Genomic DNA, 22,984 nt, shown 5'->3' on the forward strand with positions numbered 1-22,984 from the left:
TCCGCCGCCGCCGTCGCTCGATTCCGCTCGGCAGCTGTCACCAAATTGTGATGGATTTGGCAAACCACCGAACCTGAAACCGATGCTTTCGATCGGACATGTGACTAAGCTCTCATCAAGCGGACGCGTCACCGCGCCTCTGCCGGATGCCGTACACAAAGTCGGCGTCACACCTCACGTCCCCGAGGAGCAGTCCATGTCATTTGCTGACATCTTTTCCGGAGGCCAGCGCCGCGGCCGGCACACCGGAGCCGTCATTGCCTGCCTGGCCGCCGGCGCACTCGTCCTGTCCGGCTGTGCCGAGAGCGAGCGCGGCGGCGGAGCGCAAGGCGAGACGGAGGAGGCGGTTAATTCGACGTTCGTGTTCGCCGCGTCGTCGGATCCCAAGTCGCTGGACCCGGCCTTCGCCAGCGACGGCGAGTCCTTCCGCGTCAGCCGCCAGATCTTCGAGGGCCTCGTGGGCGTCAAGGAAGGGACCCCCGACGCTGAACCGCTGCTGGCTGAATCGTGGGAGATGTCCGACGACGGGCTCTCCTACACGTTCCAACTAAAGGAAGGCGTGAAGTTCCACGACGACACCGATTTCAACGCCGAGGCCGTCTGCTTCAACTTTGACCGCTGGTACAACTTCGAGGGGATCCAGCAGTCCCAGGCGATGAGTTACTACTACGGTTCGCTGTTCCGCGGCTACTCGGACTCTCCCGAGACGGCCGTCTACGACTCCTGTGAGGCGGCCAGCGACACCGAGGTGACGGTGAACCTCGCCCAGCCGTTCGCCGGTTTCATCCCGGCGCTGTCCCTGCCGGCGTTCGCGATGCAGAGCCCCACCGCCCTTCAGGAGTTCAACGCGGAGGAGGTCGGCGGCTCGGAAGAGGCTCCGGAGCTGAGCGAATATGCCATGGGCCACCCGGTCGGCACCGGCCCGTTCAAGTTCGACAGCTGGTCCGTCGGCGAGTCGCTGCAGCTTTCCGCCTTCGACGGGTACTGGGGCGAACAGGGCCAGGTCCAGCAGATCATCTTCCGGATCATCGAGGACCCCAATGCCCGCCGGCAGGCGCTGGAGGCCGGGGACATTGACGGCTACGACCTGGTGGCGCCGGCCGATACGCAGTCACTGGCCGACGCCGGCTTCAACGTCATTGCGCGCGATCCGTTCACCATCCTGTACCTGGGCATGAACCAGGAGGAGGAGGCGCTGAAGGACATCAAGGTCCGCCAGGCGATCGCCCACGCGATCGACAAGGAAGCGCTGGTCCGCCAGACCCTGCCCGAGGGCACCAAAGTCGCCACGCAGTTCGTCCCGGACACCGTCAACGGCTACAAGGACGACGTCACCACCTACGAGTACGACCCGGAGAAGGCGCGGGCGCTGCTCGAAGAGGCCGGCTACGGCGACGGCCTTGAGCTGATGTTCAACTACCCCACGGGGGTCTCCCGGCCGTACATGCCGACGCCGGAACAGGTGTTCACCAACCTGAGCGCCCAGCTCGAAGAGGTCGGCATCACCATTGAGGCACAGCCGGACAAGTGGTCCCCGGACTATTTGGACCGCATCCAGGCCAGCGCGGACCACGACATCCACCTGCTCGGCTGGACCGGCGACTACAACGACACAGACAACTTCGTCGGGGTTTTCTTCGGCCAGGAGAAGCCGGAGTTCGGCTTCAATAACAAGGAGTTGTTCGACAAGCTGTCCAAGGCCCGCGAGACCAGCAGTATCGAGGAGGCGACGCCGCTGTACGAGGAGATCAATGAGGACATCGCGCAGTTCCTCCCGGCTATCCCGCTGGCGCACCCGGCGCCGTCGCTCGCCTTCGCACCCCGGGTGACCTCCTATCCGGCCAGCCCGGTGAATGACGAGGTGTTCAACGCCATCGAGCTCAGCGAGTAGCCCGTCCTGCCGGGGTCCGCACACGGCGGACCCTGGCAGGCAGGCGCGGCCCGATCAACCAGCGGGCCGCGCCCGGCCTGCTGCCGAATAGGCAATTTCCACCGCATCCGGCGCAACGCCGGGACCGGGATCCGGAAGGACGCTGTGCTCAGAGTCATCGTCAAGCGCATCGCGCTGCTCATCCCGACGCTCTTCGGGCTTTCCCTGCTGCTGTTCCTGTGGGTTCGGAGTCTGCCCGGCGGGCCCGCCACGGCGTTGCTTGGCGACCGTGCCACGCCAGAGGCCGTGGCGCGGGTCAACGAGCTCTACGGCTTCGACCGGCCCTTGATCGAGCAGTACTTCGTCTACATGGGCAAGCTGCTGCAGGGTGACTTCGGCACCTCGATCCTCACCGGCCGGCCCGTGCTGACCGAGTTCGCGACCCGCTTCCCGGCGACGGTGGAGCTGACGATCGTTGCCCTGATCATCGCCGTCGGAATAGGCATCCCGCTGGGCTACCAAGCCGCCAGGTATAACGGCAAGTGGCCCGACCACTCCTCCGTCGTGCTGTCGCTGGTGGGGATCACCGTCCCGGTCTTCTTCCTGGCCTTCATCCTGAAGTGGCTGTTCGCCATCCAGCTGCCCTGGTTCCCTACCGACGGCCGGCAAAATCCGAGGATCAACGCCACGCACGTCACCGATTTCTATGTGCTCGACGGCCTGCTCACCCGCGAATGGGATGCCGCGTGGGATGCGCTGCTGCACCTGGCGCTGCCCGGGATCGCGCTGGGCACCATTCCGTTGGCCATCATCGTGCGCATCACCCGGGCCTCCGTCTTGGAGGTCCAGAACGCGGACTATGTGCGCACCGCGCGAGCCAAGGGGCTGATGCAGAAAACCATCCGCAACCGGTTCATCCTGCGAAACGCGATGCTGCCGGTCACCACCACCATCGGCCTGCAGCTGGGGCTGTTGATTTCCGGGGCCGTGCTGACCGAGACCGTGTTCGCGTTCAACGGCATCGGACGGTTCCTGCGGGACGCGATTTTCAATCTGGACTACCCCGTCCTGCAGGGGTTCATCATCTTCATCGCCGTGCTGTATTCGCTGATCAACCTGGTCGTGGACATCTCCTACAGCATCATCGACCCGAGGGTGCGTGTCTAAAAATGAGCACAACACTTCCGCCGCAGTCCGGCGGCGACATCCGGACCACCCCCGAGCCGCCCGGCGCACCGGGCGCTCCCGCCAGCAGCGGCCCCGGGGGCACCAGCCTCTGGAAAGACGCCTTCCGCAGGCTACGCAGGAATCCGCAGGCCATTTCCGGCGCCGCCATCGTGGGCCTGTTCGTGCTGACGGCCGTCCTGGCGCCGGTGCTTGCGCCCTACGGCGGCCAGGATTTGCCCGGCCGCACCTACATCACACCCACCCACATTCCCGGCTTCGGCGAGGTGGAAGGCTTCCCCCTGGGGCTCGACCGGTTCGGCGGGGACCTGCTCAGCAAACTCATCTGGGGTGCGCAGGCCTCGCTGCTCATCGGCGTCGTTTCCACCGCCATGGGACTGGCCGGGGGCATGTTGCTGGGCATCCTCGCCGGCGGCTTCGGCGGCTGGATCGACAGCGTGATCATGCGCGCGGTCGACATCCTGCTCTCCGTGCCGAACCTGCTGCTGGCGGTGTCCATCGCGGCCATCCTGGGGCAGGGAGCGTACGCGGTGATGATCGCCATCGGTGTGGCCCAGCTGCCGATCTTCGCGCGGCTGCTGCGGTCGTCGATGATTTCGCAACGCAGCGCGGACTACATGCTGGCAGCACAGACGCTGGGCTTGAGCCGGGGCACCATCATCATGAACCACCAGCTGCCCAACAGCGTGGGTCCGGTCATCGTCCAGGCCACCCTGACGCTGGCCACCGCGGTCATCGACGCCGCGGCGCTCTCCTTCCTGGGCCTGGGCGGCGGGCGCCCGCAGACCGCCGAATGGGGCCGCATGCTCACCTATGCGCAGGCCGAACTGGGCATCGCGCCGCAGCTGGCGTTCCTGCCCGGCCTGTGCATCGCCGTGACCGCGTTGGGCTTCACGCTGCTGGGCGAATCCCTGCGGGAAGCACTGGATCCGAAGACCCGGGCCAAGTAGCAGAAAGCGCGCTTTCAGCCGGCCGGGGTGGCCGGCGGTCCCCCGCCGTCATACCGCCGTCGCTGGCGCGCCATGTGCATCATGGCGGCGAAGCCGGCAATGAACAGCACCTCCAGCGCCGCCAGCCACCAGAGGGCGCCCCACCTGCCCTCACCGATAAAGATGACGGCCCCGACCGCCAGCATCACGGTGCCGATGACCAGCACGAAGACGGCGAAGCCGATGGCTACCGCGGCGCTGCGCACACCGGTCCGGAAGCCGAAGCCTTCCGGCCGGTGATCTTCAGGCTCCGGGACGGACCCGGGCCCGGCACCCTCAGGACGCAATCTCGGGATCCTCCGCCTGAATCTCCAGCTCGTTGCCCGGGATGGAACCAAGCAGGCGCCGGGTGTAAGGGTGCCGCGGGTTCGTGAACACTTCCTCCGAGCTGGCTGCCTCCACCAGTTCGCCGTCCTTCATCACGCAGACATAGTCGGAAATCAGCCGCACCACGGCCAGGTCATGGGAAATGAAGAGGTAGCTCAGGCCCAGCTCCGCCTGCAGGTCCCCCAGCAGCTTCAGGATCTGCGCCTGAACCAGCACATCCAGTGCTGAGACCGGCTCGTCGCAGATGATCAGTTCGGGCTTCAGGGCCAAGGCACGGGCAATCGCCACGCGCTGGCGTTGGCCGCCGGAGAGTTCGGACGGGTAGCGCCGCAGCATGTCCTGCGGCAGCGCCACTTCGTCCATCAGCTCCCGCACGCGTACCGAGCGCTCCCTCGCGCTGCCGCGCTTGTAAGTGGACAGCGGCTCTTCGACGATGCGCTCGATGGTGAACATAGGGTTCAGGGACGAGTACGGATCCTGGAACACCGGCTGCACCCGCTGGCGGAAGTCCCGCAGCTGCGCCTTGGTCAGATTGGCCACATCCATCCCGTCGAAGGTCATGGTGCCGCTGGTCGGTTCGATCAGCTTCAGCAGCATGCGGGCGGTGGTGGTCTTTCCGGAGCCCGATTCGCCGACGATGGCGACCGTCTGTCCGCGCGGGATATCGAGCGTCACGTTCTTCGCCGCGTAAAAGTCCTCGGCCCGGCCGCGGATCTTGTACACCTTGGTCAGGTCGCGCAGTTCCACGATGTTGTCCGTCTTCTGCGGCTCGGCGGCTACACCCGCCTCGGCGGCCGCGGGAGCTTCGGCCGCGTGTTCCTGGAAGACCTTCTCCGCCCGTTCGGCGCGGACAGCCGCGTTGCCGGTGAACGCCCCCGGCATCAGGCGCACGGCAGCGACGCTGGGCGCTGCCTTCACCAGCGCCCGGGTGTAGGGGTGCTGCGGGTCCTCCAGCAACTGCCGTGCCGGCCCGGTCTCCACCACTTTGCCGCGGTGCATCACCACCAGTTCCGACGCCCGCTCGGCGGCCAGGCCCAGGTCGTGGGTAATGAGCAGCACGGCCGTCCCCAGTTCCTGGGTCATCGACTCGATCTGGTCCAGGATGGTGCGCTGGACTGTCACATCCAGTGCCGACGTCGGCTCGTCGGCGATCAGCAGCCGCGGCTGGCAGGCCAAGCCGATGGCTATCAAGGCGCGCTGGCGCATCCCGCCGGAGAACTCATGGGGATACTGCCTGGCGCGTTCTTTGGCGTTGGGCAGTCCGGCGGCCTCCAGGACCTCCACGACCTTCCGGTCCACGTCCCGCCTGGTCGCCATGCCGTGCACCAGCAGGGTCTCCGCCACCTGCGAGCCGATCCTGGTGACCGGGTTCAGGTTGGACATCGGGTCCTGCGGGACCAGGCCGATCTGGCGGCCCCGGATGGTCCGCATCCGATGCTCCGACAGCCCCACGAGCTCCTGGCCGTCGAAGCGGATGCTCCCGGCGGTCACTCGGCCGTTACTCGGCAGCAGTCCAATCACGGCCATCGCCGTGGTGGACTTCCCGGAACCGGATTCGCCCACAATCGCCAGCGTCTTGCCCTGTTCCAAGCGCAGCGAGGCGCCCTCCACCGCTGAGACCTGCCCGTAGGTGGTGCGGAAGGCAACGGCCAGGTCCCGGACCTCGAGCAGGGCGGCGTCGTCGGCATGTTCGGTCATGGTTCCATCCTGCCCCAAACAAGTGCGGATGTGGCCTATCTCTCATCGGGAATTCGCCGCGCGGGCTCCGGTACAGGAGTCGATTAGACTTGAGGATCATCCCGCCTGCCCCGAGGAGCCTGAAGCGTGACACCGCCCCCCGCGCGCCGCACCGTGTTGAAGGCAGGCGCAGCGGCAGCGGCTGTGTTGCTCACCGGCTGCACCTCGGAACCGGGCAGGCCCGTCCCGTCCACCGTCTCACCCAGCGAGCAGCCGACCGCCTCGCCCGCGGACACCACCTTCACCATGGGCATTGCCGCCACCCCGGTGACCCTCGACCCGGCGCTGGCACTGGATACCGAGTCCTACCGGGTGACCCGGCAGGTGCTGGAAACCCTGATCGGGGTGGACGCGGCGACCGGTGTCCCTGCGCCCCGGCTGGCAACCGAATGGACCGAATTGGACGAGGGCCGCTCCTACCGCTTCCGACTGCGCCCGGGTGTCACTTTCCATGACGGCACGGCGTTCGATGCCGAAGCGGTCCGCGCCAATTTCGAACGCTGGTACCGGCTCCCCCGGGACGCCCGGCCGGTGGAAGGCGGGCTGGCGTTCCGGTCGGTCTTCGGCGCGTTCGCCGAGGACGAGGACGAATCGCTCTACGACAGCTGCGAGGTGCTGGGCCCGCTGGAGGTCCAACTGAACCTGACGCGCCGGTTCACCGGCCTGGTCGCGTCGCTGGCCATGCCGGCCTTTGCCATCTCCTCGCCGGCGGCGCTGAAGGCGGGGGCGGCGGACCGGCTAACGGAGGAACGCGGCGGCAACAAGGTATCCCGCTACGGCCTGGCCCCGGTGGGGACCGGGCCGTTCACCTTCGCCAACTGGGAGCAGGACCGCGTGGTGCTCTCCGCCTACCAGGGATACTGGGGTGCGGCCGGCGATGTGCGCACGGTGGTGTTCAAGGCGCTCCCGCATCCGACGACACGGCTGCGCGCCCTGGAAGCCGGGGACATCGACGGCTACGACCTGGTCACCCCGGCCACGTACGCGGACCTGGTCCGCGCCGGCATGCAGGTGTTGCAGCGCGACCCTTTCTCCGTGGTCTACCTCGGCATGAACCAGGCGGCCGACGGGCTGGACGACATCACCATGCGCCAGGCCATCGCCCATGCGATCGACCGGCAGGCGCTGATCGACAGCTTCTTCCTGCAGGGCACCAAGGAGGCCATGCAGTTCATCCCGCGCAGCCTGGGCGTGACCAATGAGACCATCCCCTACTACGCGTACAACCCGGAGCGCTCGCGCGAACTGCTGGCCGACGCCCGGTACGACGGCGCGGAACTGACGTTCTACTATCCGCTGGGCGTCACGCGCGCCTACCTGCCCACCCCCGAAAAGGTGTACGCGGAGCTGAGCCGCCAGCTCACCGCCGTCGGAATCAATATCAAGCCCGTGCCGATCCCGTGGGACGAGGGCTACCTGGCCACGATCCAAGGTTCCACCGGCCACGCCCTGCACCTGGCCGGCATGAGCGGCAGCTACCGCGACCCGGACAACTTCGTGGGCCCGCTCTTCGGCAGCAAATCGATGGAGTTCGGCTACGACAGCGCGCAGATCCGCAGCAAGATAGCCCGCGCCAAGACCCTGCCCGAGGGCGAAGACCGTGTGCAGGCCTACCACAGCATCAACGAGCAGCTGGCACGCGCGGTCCCCGCGGTGCCGCTGGCGTTCCCCATCTCCGCGCTGGCCATGGGGCCTCGGGTGGCGAGCTACCCGGCCAGCCCGATGCTCGACGAGGTCTACAACATGATCGAGCTGGGTCGGGGCTGAAACGGCGCCGGCAACAGCGAACCTGCCGCGTCGAGTGCCGGCACGCTTCGCTGTGCCGGCACGGCCACAGTGCCGGCACGGCCGGTGCGGCCGCCGCGTGGGGTGACGGGCCGCGGCCGGTGCGCAATTTTACGCTGCCGCTGCCGCCGCGTCTGTCTATTGGGTCACATCGAAGACGGCAGATTTTAGTCTCGCTGGCGCAGCGCGCTAGGCTTTCAACTGCTGGCACAGCTGCTATTGGAGATTGAGTTGACTGCAAACATTCCCTCGGGATCATCCAAGAACGTCGACGTCGCGCTGATTGGCGGCGGCATCATGAGCACCACCCTCGGCTCCTTCATCAAGCAGCTGCAGCCGGACTGGAGCATCAGCCTGTTCGAGAACCTCGACGAGGTCGGCCTGGAAGCCTCGGACCCGTGGAACAACGCGGGCACCGGACACGCCGCGCTCTGCGAGCTGAACTACACCCCCGCCTCGGCGGACGGGTCCGTTCCCACCGCCAAGGCCGTGGGCATCAACGAGAAGTTCCACGTCTCGCGCCAGTTCTGGTCGCACATGATCCGCGAGGGCCACATCTCGTCGCCCAGGGAATTCGTCAACCCGCTGCCGCACATGAGCTTTGTCTGGGGCGATGACCACGCGGACTACCTCAAGCGCCGGCATGAAGCACTGAAGCAAGAACCGCTGTTCGAGCGGATCGAGTTCTCCGAGGACCACGCCGCCATCAACGAGTGGGCGCCGCTGATCATGGGCGGCCGCGATCCGCAGCAGCGCGTGGCCGCATCCCGCGTCGCCGGCGGCACCGACGTGGACTTCGGTTCCCTGACCCGCAAGCTGGCCGGCTACCTGACCGCCAACGGCGTCGAGCTGAACTACGGCCACCGCGTGCTGGACGTCTCCCGCAACACCGACGGCCGCTGGACCCTGGAGATCAGGAACAACGCCACCGGCGAGAAAACCAAGGTCAATGCCCGCTTCGTGTTCATCGGCGCCGGCGGCGGCGCCCTGCACCTGCTGCAGCGCTCGGGCATCCCCGAGTCCAAGGGCTACGGCGGGTTCCCGGTGTCCGGACAGTTCCTGCGCTGCACGGACGAAACCGTCATCGCCGCCCACAACGCCAAGGTCTACGGCCAGGCCTCCGTGGGCGCCCCGCCCATGTCGGTGCCCCACCTGGACACCCGCTTCGTCAACGGCAAGCGCTCCCTGCTCTTCGGCCCGTACGGCGGCTTCTCGCCGAAGTTCCTCAAGACCGGCTCGCTGCTGGACCTGCCGCTGTCCGTTCGACCGACCAACCTGATCCCCATGCTGGCCGTGGCCAAGGACAACTTCGGCCTGGTGAAGTACCTGGTCACCGAGGTGCTCAAGACCCGCGAAGGCAAGAACGAGGCCCTGCAGGCCTTCCATCCGGAGGTTGCCGGCGACCAGTGGGAGCTGATCACCGCCGGCCAGCGTGTCCAGGTGATCAAGAAGGACCCGAAGAAGGGCGGCGCCCTGCAGTTCGGCACCGAGGTCATCGCTTCGGCCGACGGCAGCATCTCGGCCCTGCTCGGCGCCTCCCCCGGCGCTTCCACCGCCGCGCCGATCATGATCAGCCTGCTGGAACGCTGCTTCCCGCTGGAGTTCAAGGGCTGGGAACCCAAGCTGAAGGACATGATCCCCGGCTACGGTGTGAACCTGAACGAGAACCCCTCGCTGTTGGCCGACATCACCGCCGACACCGACCGGGTGCTCGAACTGGCCTGACCCCGGTTCGATCCCGCAAGCCGCTGAACTAAGCTTCAAGCCATGCACAAGCTGGCAACGCTGTCCCTGGCGAATCGTGCGTTGATCGCGCTGATTACGGTCTTTGTGGCCGTCTTCGGCGTGATCACGATGGGTTCCCTGAAGCAGGAACTCATTCCCTCGCTCGAGTTCCCGCGGATCACCGTCGTCAGTTCCATGCCCGGCGCGTCGCCGGAAGTCGTGGACAAGCAGGTCAGCGAACCGCTGGAACGTGCACTCACCGCCGTCGAGGGCCTCGAGTCCTCCTCGGCGGTTTCGCGTACCGGGTTCTCCACCGTCAACCTCACGTTCGTTTACGGCACCAACCTGGACCGGGCGCGCAGCCAGGTGGACCGCGCCATCTCCAACGTCCGCCAGCAGCTGCCCGAGGACGTCTCGCCGCTGTCGCTGGCCGGCAGCATCGATGACTTCCCCATCGTCTTCATGGCGGTCTCCTCCGACCTGACGCTGAGCGAGCTGAGCACCGAGCTGAACCGGCTGACGGTGCCCCGGCTGCAGAACATCCCCGGCGTGCGCGGGGCCGAAGTCTCCGGCGGCCCCGGCCGGCACATCGCCATCGTGCCGGACGACGACGCCATGGCGGAGGCCGGCGTCGGCGTTTCCGCCATCGTGGACAGCCTGGCGAACAGCGGCGGCCTGGTCCCCGCCGGCGCGGTGCAGCAGGACGGCCAGAGCCTCTCCGTGCAGATCGGCAGCCCGCTGGACAGCCTGGAGGCCATCGAAAACCTGCCGCTCTCCCCCGCTGAAACAACGACGGCGGAGCAGCCTTCCGTGCCTTCCGCACCGGAGGCGGGGCGGGCACCCGGGCAGTTCCCGGGCGAGGGCCAGCCGGCCCCGCCGGGCAGCGGCACAGACCAGGGCCTGGTGCCCGTGCCGGACACCGTGCCCGCCCCGGACCGGCCCGCCCAGCAGCCGGACCCGGCGCCGGCCGACCCGGCCACCATCGGCGAGGTGGCCGACGTCGGCATTGCCGACGACGAGCAGACCTCGATCACCCGGACCAACGGCGAGCTGACGCTGGCCCTGGCCGTCACCAAAACGCCGGAGGGCGATACGGTGGCCATCTCGCACGCCATCGGGGAGATGCTGCCCGAGCTGGAGGCCGAACTGGGCGACCGCGCGCAGATCACCACGGTGTTTGACCAGGCCCCGTTTATCGAGACGTCCATCAAGGACCTGACCACCGAGGGCCTGCTGGGACTGGGCTTCGCGGTGCTGATCATCCTGGTGTTCCTGCTCTCCGTGCGCTCCACGCTGATCACGGCGATTTCCATCCCGCTGTCGCTGCTGGCCACGTTCATCGGCCTGAATGCGCTCGGCTACTCGCTGAACATCCTCACCCTCGGCGCGCTCACGATCGCCATCGGGCGCGTCGTGGATGACTCGATCGTGGTCGTCGAGAACATCAAACGGCACCTGAACTATGGCGAACCCAAGCGCGACGCCATCCTGGCGGCGGTCCGCGAGGTCGCCGGGGCCATCACCGCTTCCACCCTGACGACCGTTGCGGTGTTCCTGCCGATCGCGTTCGTGGGCGATTTGGCCGGCGAGCTGTTCCGGCCGTTCGCCATCACCACCGCGCTGGCTCTGCTCGCGTCGCTGGCGGTGTCGCTGACCATCGTGCCGGTGCTGGCCTACTGGTTCGTGAAATCCCCCGCGACACAGCAACACTCCGACGCCTCCGCGGTGCGTGCGGCGGCCTCCGAGAAGGAACGCCGCTCGCTGCTGCAGCGCGGCTACCTGCCGGTGCTCGCCGGCACGCAGCGGCACCCGGTGATCACCACCGTGGCGGCCCTGCTGGTGCTGGCCGGCACCGGCGCCATGGTGCCGCTGATGCAGACCAACCTGCTGGGCGACAGCGGACAGAACAGCTTCAACCTGCGCCAGGAGATGCCGGCCGGGACCAGCCTGGCGACCACCGACGAGGCGGCGGCCCCGGTCGAGGAGCTGCTGGCCGGGATGGAAGGGATCGAGGCGGTCCAGGTCACCATGGGCAACGCCGGAGGCAGCCTGGGGTCGTTCCTCTCCGCGGGGGCTTCGGTGGCCCAGTACACCGTCATCACCGAGGAAGGCATCGACCAGGCCGCGCTGCGCGACCGGGTGCGCTCCGCCGTCGAAAGGCTGCCCGGCGAGGCAACGTTCACGCTGGGCACCCAGGGCGGCGGCTTCGGCACGTCCAGCACCGTGGACGTGGAAATCTCCGCGAGCGGGCCGGAGGAGCTGCGGGACGCCTCCGACCGGCTGGTGGAGCTGCTGCGGGAGGTGCCGGGGGCCGCGGAGGTGTCCAGCAACCTCTCGGCGGCCGAGCCCGTGGTCCAGGTGTCCGTGGACCGGGCCAAGGCCGTGGCTGCGGGGCTGGACGAGGAGCAGGTCGCGGGCCTGCTGGCGTCCACGATCAGCCCGCTGCCCGGCGGCACCGTGCGGATCGGCACCACCGACTTCCCGGTGCTGATCGGTGAAGGCGGCGATTTCTCCAGCGTCGAGGAACTGCGCGGCGTCGAGGTGCCCACGGCGGCCGGCCCGGTGCCGCTGACCGACCTGGCCACCGTGGAGGAAACCGACGTGCCGACGTCGATCAGCGCCAGCGGCGGCGAACGCACCGCCGTGGTCTCCGTGACCCCGGCGGGAGAGAACCTGGGCGCCCTCAGCGGCGAGGTGGCGGCTGCCCTGGACAGCACCGAGCTGCCGGCCGGGGTCACGGCGGATTTGGGCGGCGCGGCCACGCAGCAGGCCGAGTCCTTTGAACAGCTGGGCTGGGCGCTGCTGGCCGCCGTCGCCATTGTCTACGTGATCATGGTGGCCACGTTCAAGTCCCTGGTGCAGCCGCTGATCCTGCTGGTCTCCATTCCGTTCGCCGCCACGGGGGCCATCGGGTTGCTGGTCGTCACGGGGATCCCGCTGGGGCTGCCGTCGCTGATCGGCATGCTGATGCTGGTGGGCATCGTGGTGACGAACGCGATCGTGCTGATCGACCTGATCAACCAGTACCGGCGCCCGCACGACGGCCGGCCCGGCATGACCGTGGCGGACGCGATCACCCACGGCGCGCGGCGCCGGCTGCGGCCCATCCTGATGACGGCGCTCGCCACCGTCTTTGCGCTCACGCCGATGGCACTGGGACTGACCGGCGAGGGCGGTTTCATCTCGCAGCCGCTGGCCGTGGTGGTGATCGGCGGTCTGGTGTCCTCCACCGCGCTGACGCTGGTGCTGGTGCCGGTGCTGTACCGGCTGGTCGAAGGCCGGCGCGAGCGCCGGGCGAACGAGCGGCATACACTCGAGGCAGAACTGGTTCCGGCCGGACGCTGACCGGCGTACCCGGAACCGTGGAGGTACTGAACATGCCAGAACCGGAAACCATGCCTGCCGGGCCGGGCCGCCTGGACCGGCTCACGGACCGGCTCCCTGCCCCGCTGCGCAAATATGGCCAGCAGATGGGCGGGTGGCGCCGGGTCCAGCTGGCGTTCAAGACCGCGTTGGCGTGCGCCATCGCGTGGTTCATCGCCCTGCGGCTGCCCGGCGAAGTGGACCAATACCCCTATTACGCCCCGCTGGGCGCGCTGATCAGCATGTATTCCACCGTCGCCGACTCCGTTAAGACCTCCGTGGAGACACTGGCCGGGCTGATGCTGGGCATCGGCCTGGCCATGCTCCTGCTGCTGACGGTCGGCCCGCACGTCGTGACGGTGGGGCTGCTGGTGTTCCTCGGGGTCCTGGTCGCGGGGCTGCCGCGGCTCGGGGCCGGCCGGGAGTGGGTTCCCATGGCCGCGCTGTTCGTCCTGCTGGTGGGCGGTTCCAATGCCGGCGACTACTCGCTCGGCTATGCCGTGCAGATGGCGGTGGGAGTGCTCGTCGGCATCACCGTGAACTTCCTGCTGTTCCCGCCGTTGAACTTCAACGTGGTGGGACGCAGCCTGCAGCAGCTGCAATCCGACCTCGCCCGGCAGCTGGAGGACATGGCCGAGGCGCTCCGGGAGAACTGGCCGCCGGAACGCAAGGATTGGGCGTCGAACGGGGAGAGCATCACGCGGCTGGGCAACCAGGTGCGGCAGGCCGTCCAGACCGCCGACCGCAGCCGCAAGGCCAATCCGCGGCGCAGGTTCCACGACCGGGACCTGGAGACCGATTGGCGGAATTTGCGCACGCTGGAGCGCGCCGCCTTCCATACCCAGGACATGACCGAGGTGCTCAGCGCCGTGATCTGGGACGAGACCCTGCATCTCCCCGACCCCGTGCTGGCCCCGATGGCCAACGCCCTGGAAGCCACGGCCGAGGCAATCAGAAGCATGACCGCCGAGGACCTGCCGGAGAAGTTGGAGGCCGCGCGCGATGCGCAGCACCGCCTCACCGGAATCGTCGCGGGCACGGTGTCCTCAGAGTCCCCCGCGGCGGCGGCAGGATCCGTGGCGGTCAGCCTGGAACGCATACTGGCCGCGCTTGGCCGGCATGTGAAGGATCCCTCGGGCGGCCAGGCCCGTTAGCCTGGCGGGGCAACCTCCTCGGCGTTGCGAAAGGCCTTTACCAGCGAATCCGCCCCGGAAGCGCCTGGCGGCAGGGCGGCGGACGCGCGGCGGTGATGGGCTTGCAGGTGGCGGGGAATCAATCGGACCGGTGCGTCGTTGGAACAGTGAATGCATATGCATGTAAACTGATTCCTGAACAAGCACCACGAAAGGCACATTATGGAACTCGGCGTATTCAGCGTCAGCGACGTCACCCTGGACCCGACCACCAACCGCATGCCCACGGAGCGCGAGCGGATCAAGGCCTCGGTCGCCATTGCCAAGAAGGTCGAAGACATCGGCATGGATGTCTACGCCATCGGCGAGCACCACAACCCGCCGTTCTTCTCCAGCTCCCCCACCACGCTGCTGGCCTACATCGCCGCGCAGACCGAGCGGATCACACTTTCCACCGCCACCACGCTGATTACCACCAACGATCCCGTGAAGATCGCCGAGGACTTCGCCATGCTCCAGCAGCTGGCGGACGGCCGCGTGGACCTGGTGCTGGGACGCGGCAACACCGCCCCGGTCTACCCCTGGTTCGGCAAGAACATCCAGGACTCGCTGGAGCTGACGGTGGAGAACTACGCCCTGCTGCGCAAGCTCTGGGACGAGGAAGTCGTGAACTGGCAGGGCAAGCACCGCACCCCGCTGCACAACTACACCTCCACGCCCCAGCCCCTGGACGGCGTCGCGCCCTTCGTCTGGCACGGCTCGATCCGCACGCCGCAGATCGCGGAACTGGCGGCCTATTACGGCGACGGCTTCTTTGCCAACAACATCTTCTGGCCGAAGGAGCACTACATGCAGCTCATCGGCCTGTACCGCGAGCGCTACGAGCACTACGGCCACGGCACCGCCGACCAGGCAATCGTGGGCCTGGGCGGGCAGTTCTTCATGCGCAAGAACTCCCAGGACGCGGTCAACGAATTCCGCCCGTACTTCGACAACGCCCCCGTCTACGGCCACGGACCGTCCCTGGAGGACTTCACCGCGCAGACCCCGCTGACCGTCGGCAGCCCGGAGCAGGTCATCGAGAAGACCCTGGCCTTCGCGGATTACTTCGGCGACTACCAGCGCCAGCTGTTCCTGATCGACCACGCCGGCCTGCCGCTGAAGACCGTATTGGAGCAGCTGGACCTGTTCGGCGAAGAAGTGCTGCCAGTGCTGAAGAAGGAGTTCGCCGCCCGCAAGCCGGCGCATGTTCCGGACGCCCCGACCCACGCCAGCCGCAAGGCCGCGCGCGACGCCAAGGAAGCTGCCGGGGAGGCGGTGTCCCATGGCTGATTCAGGCGGTTCTGAGATCAGGACGACGGCGGCGGCCTGGGAATCGCTGTTCCGCACCCAGGTGGCGGTGATGCGCCGGCTGCAGCAGCTGCCCGAGTTCAAGAAGCTCGCGATGCGCGAGTACGACGTCCTGTTCAACCTGAGCCGGTGCCCGGGCGGCTGGAGCCGGCTGAACGAGCTGAACGAGGCGCTGTTGATCAGCCAGCCGAGCCTCAGCCGGATGGTTGACCGCTTGGAGAAGAAAGGCCTGGTCCTCCGGCGCACGGCCCGCAACGACCAGCGGGGCATCGAGATCTCGCTGACCGACGAAGGCCGCGCGTTGCAGAAGGAGATCGGCCGGCAGCACGTGAAGCACCTGCATTCCATGCTCGCCCCGCTGCTGTCCGAGGAGGAATTCGGACAACTCCAGGAGCTGACCGACAAACTGCGGGCCGGCCTGAAGTAACGGCTGAAACGCCCGGAGGCCGCCGCATCTGCGCCGGCCTCCGGGCTTTTTGCCGCCCCTGCGCAACCCCGGGCTGGAAGCCGCCCCTCCCGGGTCCGGACGGGTCCAGGCGGGCTCAGGCCGGCGGTTTTTCGGCGATCTGCAGGGTCATGATGACCTGCTGCACCGTCTTGAAGTGCTTGGTGGAGACATAGCTCTCCGCCTCCGCGATGAGGCCGTAGGCATCGAGCAGGCCGGTGTCCTCGCCGGGCGCCGGGGTGCCGTGGCGGACGGCGGTGCCGAAGGAGTAGGTGCCTACCGGTTCCGGACCGTTGACGGTGTTTTCCACCATGCAGGCCTGGAAGCCGTCGCCGGCCGTCTTGTCGGTCAGCCCCATCGACCCGAAGTACTGGTAGCCCAGCAGCGTCCGGTAGACGAACAGCGGGTCGACCGTGTCGTCGGATGGCACGGCAGGCACCTTCGCCGGCTCGCTGACCAGCACCCGCAGTTCGGTGACGCCGCCGTCGCAGCTGGCCTTTGGCAGCTTGAGCCGGGTATGCAGTTCGGCGGCCACCTTGCCCGAAGCGTTCCGGATGTCCAGATGCAGCCCGTCGTCCGAGGGCTGGCCGGGCTTGACCTGCCGCTGCACCACCCAATCGCCGGGAACTTCGAAACTGAGCACGCGGTCCGGATCGGTGTAGACCTTCCAGCCGTCGATGGTGGCTTCCCGCACGGGGTCTTTGCCGAGCGGCGGCGCGGGTTGTCCGTCGGCACCCCCGCCGGCCGCCCCCGACGGCAACGCACTCGCGCCGGCCGACGCGCCGTCGTCGCCGACGGGCAGCAGGCCGCAGCCGGAAACAAGCACCAGGCACAGTGCCGCGGCGGCGCCCCGGCCCGGCATCGTTCGCGTGTTCATGCTGCACTCCCCTCAGGTCCGTGAGGACTCCACCGTACCCAGCGGGCGGATCGGTCCGGTATAGGACCACGCGTCGTGTCCCGGAGCGCCGGGCGGCGCTCCGGTTCAGCGCCGCAACGCCTGGACCTCTTTGACGGCGGCGACGACGGAGCGCGCCGCCAGGGCGACCTCGGCTTCCTTCACGCCGGCCGTGAAGGTCAGCCGCACCGCGGTCTGCGCCACGGCCGGGTCGAGTCCCATGGCCAGCAGCACCGCCGACGGCTCGTCCGAGCCGGCGGCGCAGGCCGACCCGCTGGAGCAGACCACCCCGCGGCGTTCGAGTTCCAACAGCACCGCCTCGCCGGACGTTCCCGGGAAGCAGAAGGAAGCGCTGGCGGGCAGCCGTTCGGTGCGGTGACCGGTCAGCACGGTACCGGGCAGTTCCCGCAGGACGGTGTCGATCAGGTAATCGCGGTAGCCCGTGAGCCGTTCTGCGTCGGCCGCCCGGTCGCCGTCGGCCAGCGACAACGCGGTGGCGACGGCGACCGCGCCGGCAACGTTCTCCGTGCCGGACCGCCTGCCGCGCTCCTGCCCGCCGCCGTGCAGCACCGGCTCCAGCGGAACCCGGCCGGACACATACAGCAGCCCGCAGCCCTTGGGCGCGCCCAGCTTGTGGCCGGACACGCTGAGTGCCTCCGCCCCGAGCGCCGCGACGTCCAGGTCCAGCCAGCCGGCCGCCTGCACGGCATCGGTATGGAACGGGACCCCGGCCGCCCGGCAGAGCCTGCCGATGCGGCCGACCGGCTGGATGGTGCCCACCTCGTTGTTCGCATACATCACCGTGCACAGCGTGGTGTCATCGCGCAGCGCCGCTTCCAGTTCGTCCACGCGGACCATGCCCGCGGAATCCACCGGCACCCGGGTGACCTCGAAGCCATGGAAGCGGGCCAGATAGTCGACGGCCTCCAGCACCGAGGGGTGTTCCACGGCGCTGGTGACCACATGCCTGCCCCGCGGGGAGGCGAGCGCAATGCCCTTGATCGCCAGGTTGTTGGACTCGGTCCCGCCGGACGTGAAGATGATCTCGCCCGGGCGGCAGCCCAGCACCTCGGCGGCCTTCCCCCGGGCATAATCGAGTGCCCGCAGCGCCGCCTCGCCCACGGTGTGGTGGCTCGAGGGGTTGCCGAAGTCCTGCGTCAGCGCCGGCCACATAGCCTCCAGCACCTCGCGGCGCACCGGGGCGGTCGCCGCAGCGTCCAGATAGATCACGACGACGATGCCCCCTCGGCCGCCGGCCCCGCGGCGATGCGGATGTCCAGGCCCAGGTCCAGCGACCGCACACTGTGGGTGAGCGCGCCGGACGAGATGACGTCCACCCCGGTCCGGGCAATCCGGCCGACGGTGTCCAACCGCACGTTGCCGCTGGCCTCGACGATGGCGCGACCGGCCACCTGGGCAACGCCGGCGCTGAGTTCGTCCACGCTGAAGTTGTCCAGCATGATGGTGTCCACGCCGGCGGCCAGGACCGGCTCGATCTGCTCAGCCCTGTCCACCTCCACCTCGAAGTGGACGGTGTGCGGGAGTCTGGCCTTCGCCTCCAGCAGCGCCTCGGTCAGGTCCCGGCTGCCGTCGGCGGTGAGCACGGCCAGGTGGTTGTCCTTGGCCATCACGGCGTCGGAGAGCGAATAGCGGTGGTTGTGCCCGCCGCCGCAGCGCACTGCATAGCGCTCCAGCGCCCGCAGGCCGGGCGTGGTCTTGCGGGTATCCACCACCCGGGCCGCCGTACCGGCAACTTCCCGGACGAAGGCGGCGGTCTGGGTGGCGATGCCGCTCAGCCGCTGCAGCAGGTTCAGGGCCACCCGTTCGCCCAGCAGGATGGAGCGGGCGTTCCCGGTCAGGACGGCCAGCACCTCCCCGGCCTCGAAGGCGGCGCCGTCGTCGGTCTTCAGCTCCACCCGCACGCCCGGATCCACCTGCCGGAAGACCTCGGCCAGCACCGGACCGCCGGAGAGCACGCCGGGCTCGCGGGCGGCCAGCTCCGCCGTGGCCGTGGCGTCGGCCGGAATCAGCGCACTGGACGTGACGTCGCCCCACGGCGCGTCCTCGGCGAGCGCCCCGGCGACGATCCGCTCCATGGCTGTCCGGTCGATCGGCTGGATATGGTTCATGGCTGCTCCTGCAGGACTCGCTGGGACGTTGGGAAGAAGTTGGCGGCGGCGGCCGCGGCAGCGTTCACGAAGCCCAGGTGCCGGCGGTGCGCCGGGGCCTGGGGGTAGTCGCTGCGGTAGTGGCCGCCGATGCTGTCCCGCCGCGCCGCGGCGGCCGCCACCACCAGCCGTGCCACGGTCAGCAGTGCGGCATCCTCCGCCGAGGCGGCGTCGGTGACCGGCACATGCCACCGCGCCAGCTGCCGGGCGGCCTCCCGCAGCGTTGGGCCGTCGCGGACCACGCCGGCGGCGGCCGCCATCACCGTCTGGATCTGTTGCCGGGTGCACGCGGTGGTTCCGGCCGGCGCGTCTGGCTGGCCGGCGCGGGCCTCGGCAGGCATCCGACGGCCCGGCGGGGCACCGAAGTCCAACGGGACCGCCCCGAACACCGGCACGCGCTCCGGTCCGTCCAGCCCCCGCACGGCGCGGCGGGCGAAAACCAGGCCTTCCAGCAGCGAGTTCGAGGCCAGCCGGTTGGCTCCGTGCACTCCGGTGCAGGCGACCTCGCCCACTGCCAGCAGCCCGGGCACCGAGGTCCTGCCGTCGTGGTCGGTCCGCACGCCCCCCATCCAGTAGTGCGAGGCCGGCAGGACCGGCAGCGGTTCCCGCGTCCAGTCGAAGCCCAGCGACCGGACCGTGGCGTCGATCATCGGGAACCTCGCGGCCAGGAAACCGGCGCCCTTTTCCCGCTCTATCCCGGTGGCGTCCAGGAAGACCTGCGGCATGAGTCCGTTTCCCTCCTGCAGCCGGAGCTGGTTGTGGATGCAGCGCGCGACCACGTCACGGGGTGCCAGCTCGGCGTCCGGATGCAGCGCCGGCATGAACCGCTCCCCCGCCGCGTCCACCAGCACGGCGCCTTCGCCGCGCACCGCCTCGGAGATCATGAAGGCCCTGCCTCCCGTCGCCGCCGGGTCCAGCAGGGTGGGGTGGAACTGGATGAACTCCAGGTCGGCCAGGACCGCGCCGGCTTCCCAAGCCAGCGCCGCACCGTCGCCGGTGGCAGCGGCGGCGTTGGTGGTGGCCGGGTACAGCTGCCCGGCACCGCCGGTCGCGAGGATAACGACGTCGGTGTCCAGGTGGTCGGGCACCGCACCTGATTCCACGTGCAGCAACTCCACGCCCGCCACGCGCGCGCCGGCCGTGAGCAGCCGCCGCACCATCGTGTGCTCGAGGATCTCCAGCCGGCCCGCCTCCGCCAGGCCGCGGACCACCCGGATCAGGACTTCGGCGATGCCGGCCCCGGTGCGGTCCCCACCGGCATGCAGGATCCGCGGCGCCGAGTGGGCCCCTTCCAGCCCGAGCGACAATTCACCGCCGTGCCGGTCGAAGGCCACGCCCCACTCTTCCAGGGTGGCGATGTCCGCCGCGGCGCCTGAGCACAGCAGGCGGACGGCGCCGTCGTCGTTCATGAAGGCACCGGCGGTGAGGGTGTCGGCGATGTGGGCCGCCACCGAATCCCCGGCCGCGACGCCCTGCGCGGTGACCGCGGTGATCCCGCCCTGGGCGTGCCAGGTGTTGGACTCGGCCAGCCTGCCCTTGGTGATCAGGGTGACGGCCGTGTCCGGACGTTCCGCGGCGAGCGCGGCGGCGTAGAGCCCGGCGATGCCGGACCCCACCACCGCCACGCGCCGGGCCGGTTCGCGGTTCACGGCTTGGCTGCCAGCATCCGTTCCAGCGCCACGCGGGCGGGGACGGCCACCGAATCGGGCACGGTGATCCGGTTGAGGACTTCGCCGCCGGGCAGTTGGCCGGTGCCGGCGTAGGCTTCCAGCACCCAGGCCAGATAACCCGGGTGGATCCGGTACATCGTCGAGCACGGGCAGATCACCGGGTCGAGGCAGAAGATGGTGTGCTGCGGGTACTCAGCGGCCAGCCGGTTGACCATGTTGATCTCGGTGCCGATCGCGAAGACCGTCGGCTCGGTGGCGGCGGCCACGGCCTTGCGGATGTAGTCGGTGGAACCGGACTCATCCGCGGCGTCCACGACCGGCATGGGGCATTCGGGGTGCACGATCACCCGGACGCCCGGGTAGTCGGCGCGTGCCTTCTCAATCTGGTCCACGGTGAAGCGCTTGTGCACGGAGCAGAAGCCGTGCCAGAGGATCACGCGCGATTCCTGCAGCGCCGCCTCGTCGTTGCCGCCCAGTGGCTGGCGCGGATTCCACATGGGCATCTGCTCCAGCGGCACGCCCATGGCCTTGGCGGTGTTGCGGCCCAGATGCTGGTCGGGGAAGAAGAGCACCCGGTGGGCGCGCTCGAAGGCCCACTCCAGCACGGTTTCGGCGTTCGACGACGTGCAGACGATCCCGCCGTTCTCTCCGCAGAACCCCTTGAGCGCGGCCGACGAGTTCATGTACGTGACCGGGATGACCGGGACCTTGCCGTCCGCGTCCGGACCGGTGCCGAGCACGCCCGCCAGCTGGTCCCAGCAGGCTTGCACCGAGTCGATGTCCGCCATGTCCGCCATGGAGCAGCCCGCGGCCAGGTTCGGCAGGATCACGGCCTGGTCTTTTCCGGAGAGCATGTCGGCGGTTTCCGCCATGAAGTGCACGCCGCAGAAAACGATGACTTCCGCCTCCGGCTTTTCCTTGGCGGCCCGAGCCAGCTGGAACGAATCGCCCACGAAATCGGCGTACTTGACCACTTCGTCGCGCTGGTAGAAGTGGCCGAGGATGACCAGCTTGTCGCCCAGCTTTGCCTTGGCGGCCAGGATCCGCTCCTCGAGCTCCTCGTCGCCGGCCAGCCGGTATTCTGCCGGGATTTCGCCCTGCCGCGGGGTCGCGGCCGGCGCCGGATCGGCCATCGACGCGCCGGGCCCGTAGGAGGGCGCCCAGGCACCGCTCGCCGAGGCGGTGTCGAAGGCCCACGGCCCCTGCGCCAAATCGGGTGTGCAGGTGGAGGCGGCAGGCGCGCGGGAGCCGGCAAGGGCTTCCTCGCGGGTGATCAGCTGGATGGTGCTGTTGACCGATGACATGGTGTTCTCCGTTGTTGGGCAGGGGGTCAGGTCGGAAAAATCCGTGGCGGGTGGCGGGGCCTTGGGACGGTGCGTGCGGCGGCGGTGCCGCGGGAGCGGTTGCCGCGCGTTCGGCCGTGGAGTCGGCTAGGCGGGCGGGCTGCCCCTGAGCTGCGCTGCGCTGCCGGTGTAGCGGTAGAGCCGGGGCGGCCGGTGCCGGCCGCCCTGCAGGTACTCGTCGGTCGGTTCGATGTCCGGCGTCGCCCGCAGCTGGCGGCGGAAGTTGGCGGGATCCAACTGCTTGCCCAACACGGCCTCGTAGACTTCGCGGACCTGGGCCAGCGTGAAGGTGGATCCCAGGAAGGCATACGCGATGGAGCTGTATTCCACCTTGTTGCGCAGCCGCCACAGCGCGTAGTCCACGATCTGGTTGTGGTCGAACGCCAGCTGGCCCAGTTCATTGGCGCGCACCCAGCGGACGTTCTCGGTTTCGCGGGCCAGCGCTGCCTCGTCCGGCTTCACCAGCGCCCAGTAGACGATGGAGACCACCCGCTGCGCGGGTGACCGGTCCAGGCCGCCAAAGGCGTACAGCTGCTCCAGGTAGCTCGGCTGCAGCCCGGTAGTCTCCTCCAGGTTCCGTGCCGCGGCGTCCTGGAGGGATTCGGTGGGGCTTAACGGACCTCCGGGCAGGGCCCACAGGTCCCGGAACGGCTGGCGGGTACGGCGGACCAGCGGCAGCCACAAGGTGGGAGAACCCGTCTCCGGGTCCGGGCGGAGGGCGAAGATGACCGTGGAGATGGCCAGTTCAGGGGGTTGCTGGGCACGCTCCGACACGTTGGCCGCGTGGATCGGCATGGCTCCCTCCTCCCGGGAGATTAGTAAAAGTCACTTTGACTAGAACTCATTCTAGCGGGTTATGGTCATATTGACCCAATCGCACCCCGATGTCGGCGGATTGTGACGGCACCGAGATCATGGCGGCACCGGACAGGCCCCCCACCCTTGTCTCTCCGGATGACCCGCGTGTTCGTCCCGCAACTGCCATTTCCCCAACTACCG

17 protein-coding genes are annotated in these 22,984 nt (G+C 68.7%); 9 read left to right on the top strand and 8 right to left on the bottom strand.

Annotated elements, in window-relative coordinates; translation table 11 throughout:
- Nucleotides 1-196 precede the first annotated feature (196 nt).
- From AC5RVS_RS13845 to AC5RVS_RS13855, 3 genes are all read left to right on the top strand, one after another.
- Entirely contained in the window at nt 197-1,891 is a 1,695-nt protein-coding gene (locus tag AC5RVS_RS13845; RefSeq protein ID WP_494108578.1) for an ABC transporter substrate-binding protein, read from the top strand.
- A 144-nt stretch (nt 1,892-2,035) separates the two neighbouring features.
- Entirely contained in the window at nt 2,036-3,037 is a 1,002-nt protein-coding gene (locus tag AC5RVS_RS13850) for an ABC transporter permease (RefSeq protein WP_493986848.1), read from the top strand.
- 2 nt (nt 3,038-3,039) lie between these two features.
- Nucleotides 3,040-4,005 (top strand): ABC transporter permease, encoded by a 966-nt coding sequence (locus tag AC5RVS_RS13855; RefSeq protein WP_493986847.1) that lies wholly within the window; start codon nt 3,040-3,042, stop codon nt 4,003-4,005.
- Between the two features lie 14 nt (nt 4,006-4,019).
- Here the strand turns inward: AC5RVS_RS13855 and AC5RVS_RS13860 are convergent, their stop codons facing one another.
- Both AC5RVS_RS13860 and AC5RVS_RS13865 read right to left on the bottom strand, forming a co-directional pair.
- Nucleotides 4,020-4,331, bottom strand: coding sequence for a hypothetical protein (locus AC5RVS_RS13860; protein ID WP_494108579.1), 312 nt, complete (start codon nt 4,329-4,331; stop codon nt 4,020-4,022).
- Complete coding sequence (locus AC5RVS_RS13865) at nt 4,321-6,069, bottom strand: ABC transporter ATP-binding protein (RefSeq protein ID WP_494108580.1); 1,749 nt, start codon at nt 6,067-6,069, stop codon at nt 4,321-4,323. Before AC5RVS_RS13865 ends, AC5RVS_RS13860 begins: the two co-directional genes overlap by 11 nt.
- A 126-nt stretch (nt 6,070-6,195) precedes the next feature.
- On the opposite strand from AC5RVS_RS13865, the gene AC5RVS_RS13870 reads away from it, so the two are divergent.
- The 6 genes from AC5RVS_RS13870 (at nt 6,196) to AC5RVS_RS13895 (ending at nt 15,891) form a co-directional block, all read left to right on the top strand.
- The gene (locus AC5RVS_RS13870; protein WP_494108581.1) at nt 6,196-7,875 is read left to right on the top strand and encodes an ABC transporter substrate-binding protein; all 1,680 of its coding nucleotides are present in this window, start codon (nt 6,196-6,198) and stop codon (nt 7,873-7,875) included.
- Between the two features lie 249 nt (nt 7,876-8,124).
- Complete coding sequence (locus AC5RVS_RS13875) at nt 8,125-9,618, top strand: malate:quinone oxidoreductase (RefSeq protein WP_493986843.1); 1,494 nt, start codon at nt 8,125-8,127, stop codon at nt 9,616-9,618.
- A 42-nt stretch (nt 9,619-9,660) separates the two neighbouring features.
- A complete protein-coding gene (locus AC5RVS_RS13880) occupies nt 9,661-12,963 on the top strand; it encodes an efflux RND transporter permease subunit (RefSeq protein ID WP_494108582.1) in 3,303 nt (1,100 codons plus the stop codon).
- Between the two features lie 32 nt (nt 12,964-12,995).
- On the top strand, nt 12,996-14,135 hold the full coding sequence (locus AC5RVS_RS13885) for an FUSC family protein (protein WP_493986841.1): 1,140 nt from the start codon (nt 12,996-12,998) through the stop codon (nt 14,133-14,135).
- 201 nt (nt 14,136-14,336) lie between these two features.
- Nucleotides 14,337-15,446 (top strand): LLM class flavin-dependent oxidoreductase, encoded by a 1,110-nt coding sequence (locus AC5RVS_RS13890; protein WP_494108583.1) that lies wholly within the window; start codon nt 14,337-14,339, stop codon nt 15,444-15,446.
- Nucleotides 15,439-15,891 carry a MarR family winged helix-turn-helix transcriptional regulator gene (locus AC5RVS_RS13895; protein WP_493986839.1) on the top strand — a complete coding sequence of 151 codons (453 nt, stop codon included), beginning with the start codon at nt 15,439-15,441 and terminating at the stop codon, nt 15,889-15,891. The genes AC5RVS_RS13890 and AC5RVS_RS13895 overlap by 8 nt, the downstream gene beginning before the upstream one ends.
- 115 nt (nt 15,892-16,006) lie before the next feature.
- On the opposite strand, the gene AC5RVS_RS13900 is transcribed toward AC5RVS_RS13895, so the two are convergent.
- From AC5RVS_RS13900 to AC5RVS_RS13925, 6 genes are all read right to left on the bottom strand, one after another.
- The gene (locus AC5RVS_RS13900) at nt 16,007-16,786 is read right to left on the bottom strand and encodes a hypothetical protein (RefSeq protein ID WP_494108584.1); all 780 of its coding nucleotides are present in this window, start codon (nt 16,784-16,786) and stop codon (nt 16,007-16,009) included.
- A gap of 105 nt (nt 16,787-16,891) precedes the next feature.
- Nucleotides 16,892-18,034, bottom strand: a complete 1,143-nt coding sequence (locus AC5RVS_RS13905) for a cysteine desulfurase family protein (RefSeq protein ID WP_494108585.1) — start codon at nt 18,032-18,034, stop codon at nt 16,892-16,894.
- Entirely contained in the window at nt 18,031-18,933 is a 903-nt protein-coding gene (gene nadC, locus AC5RVS_RS13910; RefSeq protein WP_494108586.1) for a carboxylating nicotinate-nucleotide diphosphorylase, read from the bottom strand. The genes AC5RVS_RS13905 and nadC overlap by 4 nt, the downstream gene beginning before the upstream one ends.
- Entirely contained in the window at nt 18,930-20,621 is a 1,692-nt protein-coding gene (gene nadB / locus AC5RVS_RS13915; RefSeq protein WP_494108587.1) for an L-aspartate oxidase, read from the bottom strand. The genes nadC and nadB overlap by 4 nt, the downstream gene beginning before the upstream one ends.
- Nucleotides 20,618-21,946, bottom strand: coding sequence for a quinolinate synthase NadA (nadA, locus tag AC5RVS_RS13920; protein WP_494108588.1), 1,329 nt, complete (start codon nt 21,944-21,946; stop codon nt 20,618-20,620). Before nadA ends, nadB begins: the two co-directional genes overlap by 4 nt.
- Before the next feature lie 126 nt (nt 21,947-22,072).
- Nucleotides 22,073-22,780 carry an NUDIX hydrolase gene (locus tag AC5RVS_RS13925; protein WP_494108589.1) on the bottom strand — a complete coding sequence of 236 codons (708 nt, stop codon included), beginning with the start codon at nt 22,778-22,780 and terminating at the stop codon, nt 22,073-22,075.
- Between the last annotated feature and the right edge of the window lie 204 nt (nt 22,781-22,984).

Source organism: Arthrobacter sp. Y3221048 (assembly GCF_059092685.1).

Coding starts and splice junctions, on each gene's coding strand:
- AC5RVS_RS13895 (WP_493986839.1), top strand. CDS start 15,439: ATGGCTGATTCAGGCGGTTCTGAGATCAGGACGACGGCGGCGGCCTGG.
- AC5RVS_RS13865 (WP_494108580.1), bottom strand. CDS start 6,069: ATGACCGAACATGCCGACGACGCCGCCCTGCTCGAGGTCCGGGACCTG.
- AC5RVS_RS13890 (WP_494108583.1), top strand. CDS start 14,337: ATGGAACTCGGCGTATTCAGCGTCAGCGACGTCACCCTGGACCCGACC.
- AC5RVS_RS13925 (WP_494108589.1), bottom strand. CDS start 22,780: ATGCCGATCCACGCGGCCAACGTGTCGGAGCGTGCCCAGCAACCCCCT.
- AC5RVS_RS13845 (WP_494108578.1), top strand. CDS start 197: ATGTCATTTGCTGACATCTTTTCCGGAGGCCAGCGCCGCGGCCGGCAC.
- nadC (WP_494108586.1), bottom strand. CDS start 18,933: ATGAACCATATCCAGCCGATCGACCGGACAGCCATGGAGCGGATCGTC.
- AC5RVS_RS13880 (WP_494108582.1), top strand. CDS start 9,661: ATGCACAAGCTGGCAACGCTGTCCCTGGCGAATCGTGCGTTGATCGCG.
- nadA (WP_494108588.1), bottom strand. CDS start 21,946: ATGTCATCGGTCAACAGCACCATCCAGCTGATCACCCGCGAGGAAGCC.
- AC5RVS_RS13855 (WP_493986847.1), top strand. CDS start 3,040: ATGAGCACAACACTTCCGCCGCAGTCCGGCGGCGACATCCGGACCACC.
- AC5RVS_RS13885 (WP_493986841.1), top strand. CDS start 12,996: ATGCCAGAACCGGAAACCATGCCTGCCGGGCCGGGCCGCCTGGACCGG.
- AC5RVS_RS13900 (WP_494108584.1), bottom strand. CDS start 16,786: ATGAACACGCGAACGATGCCGGGCCGGGGCGCCGCCGCGGCACTGTGC.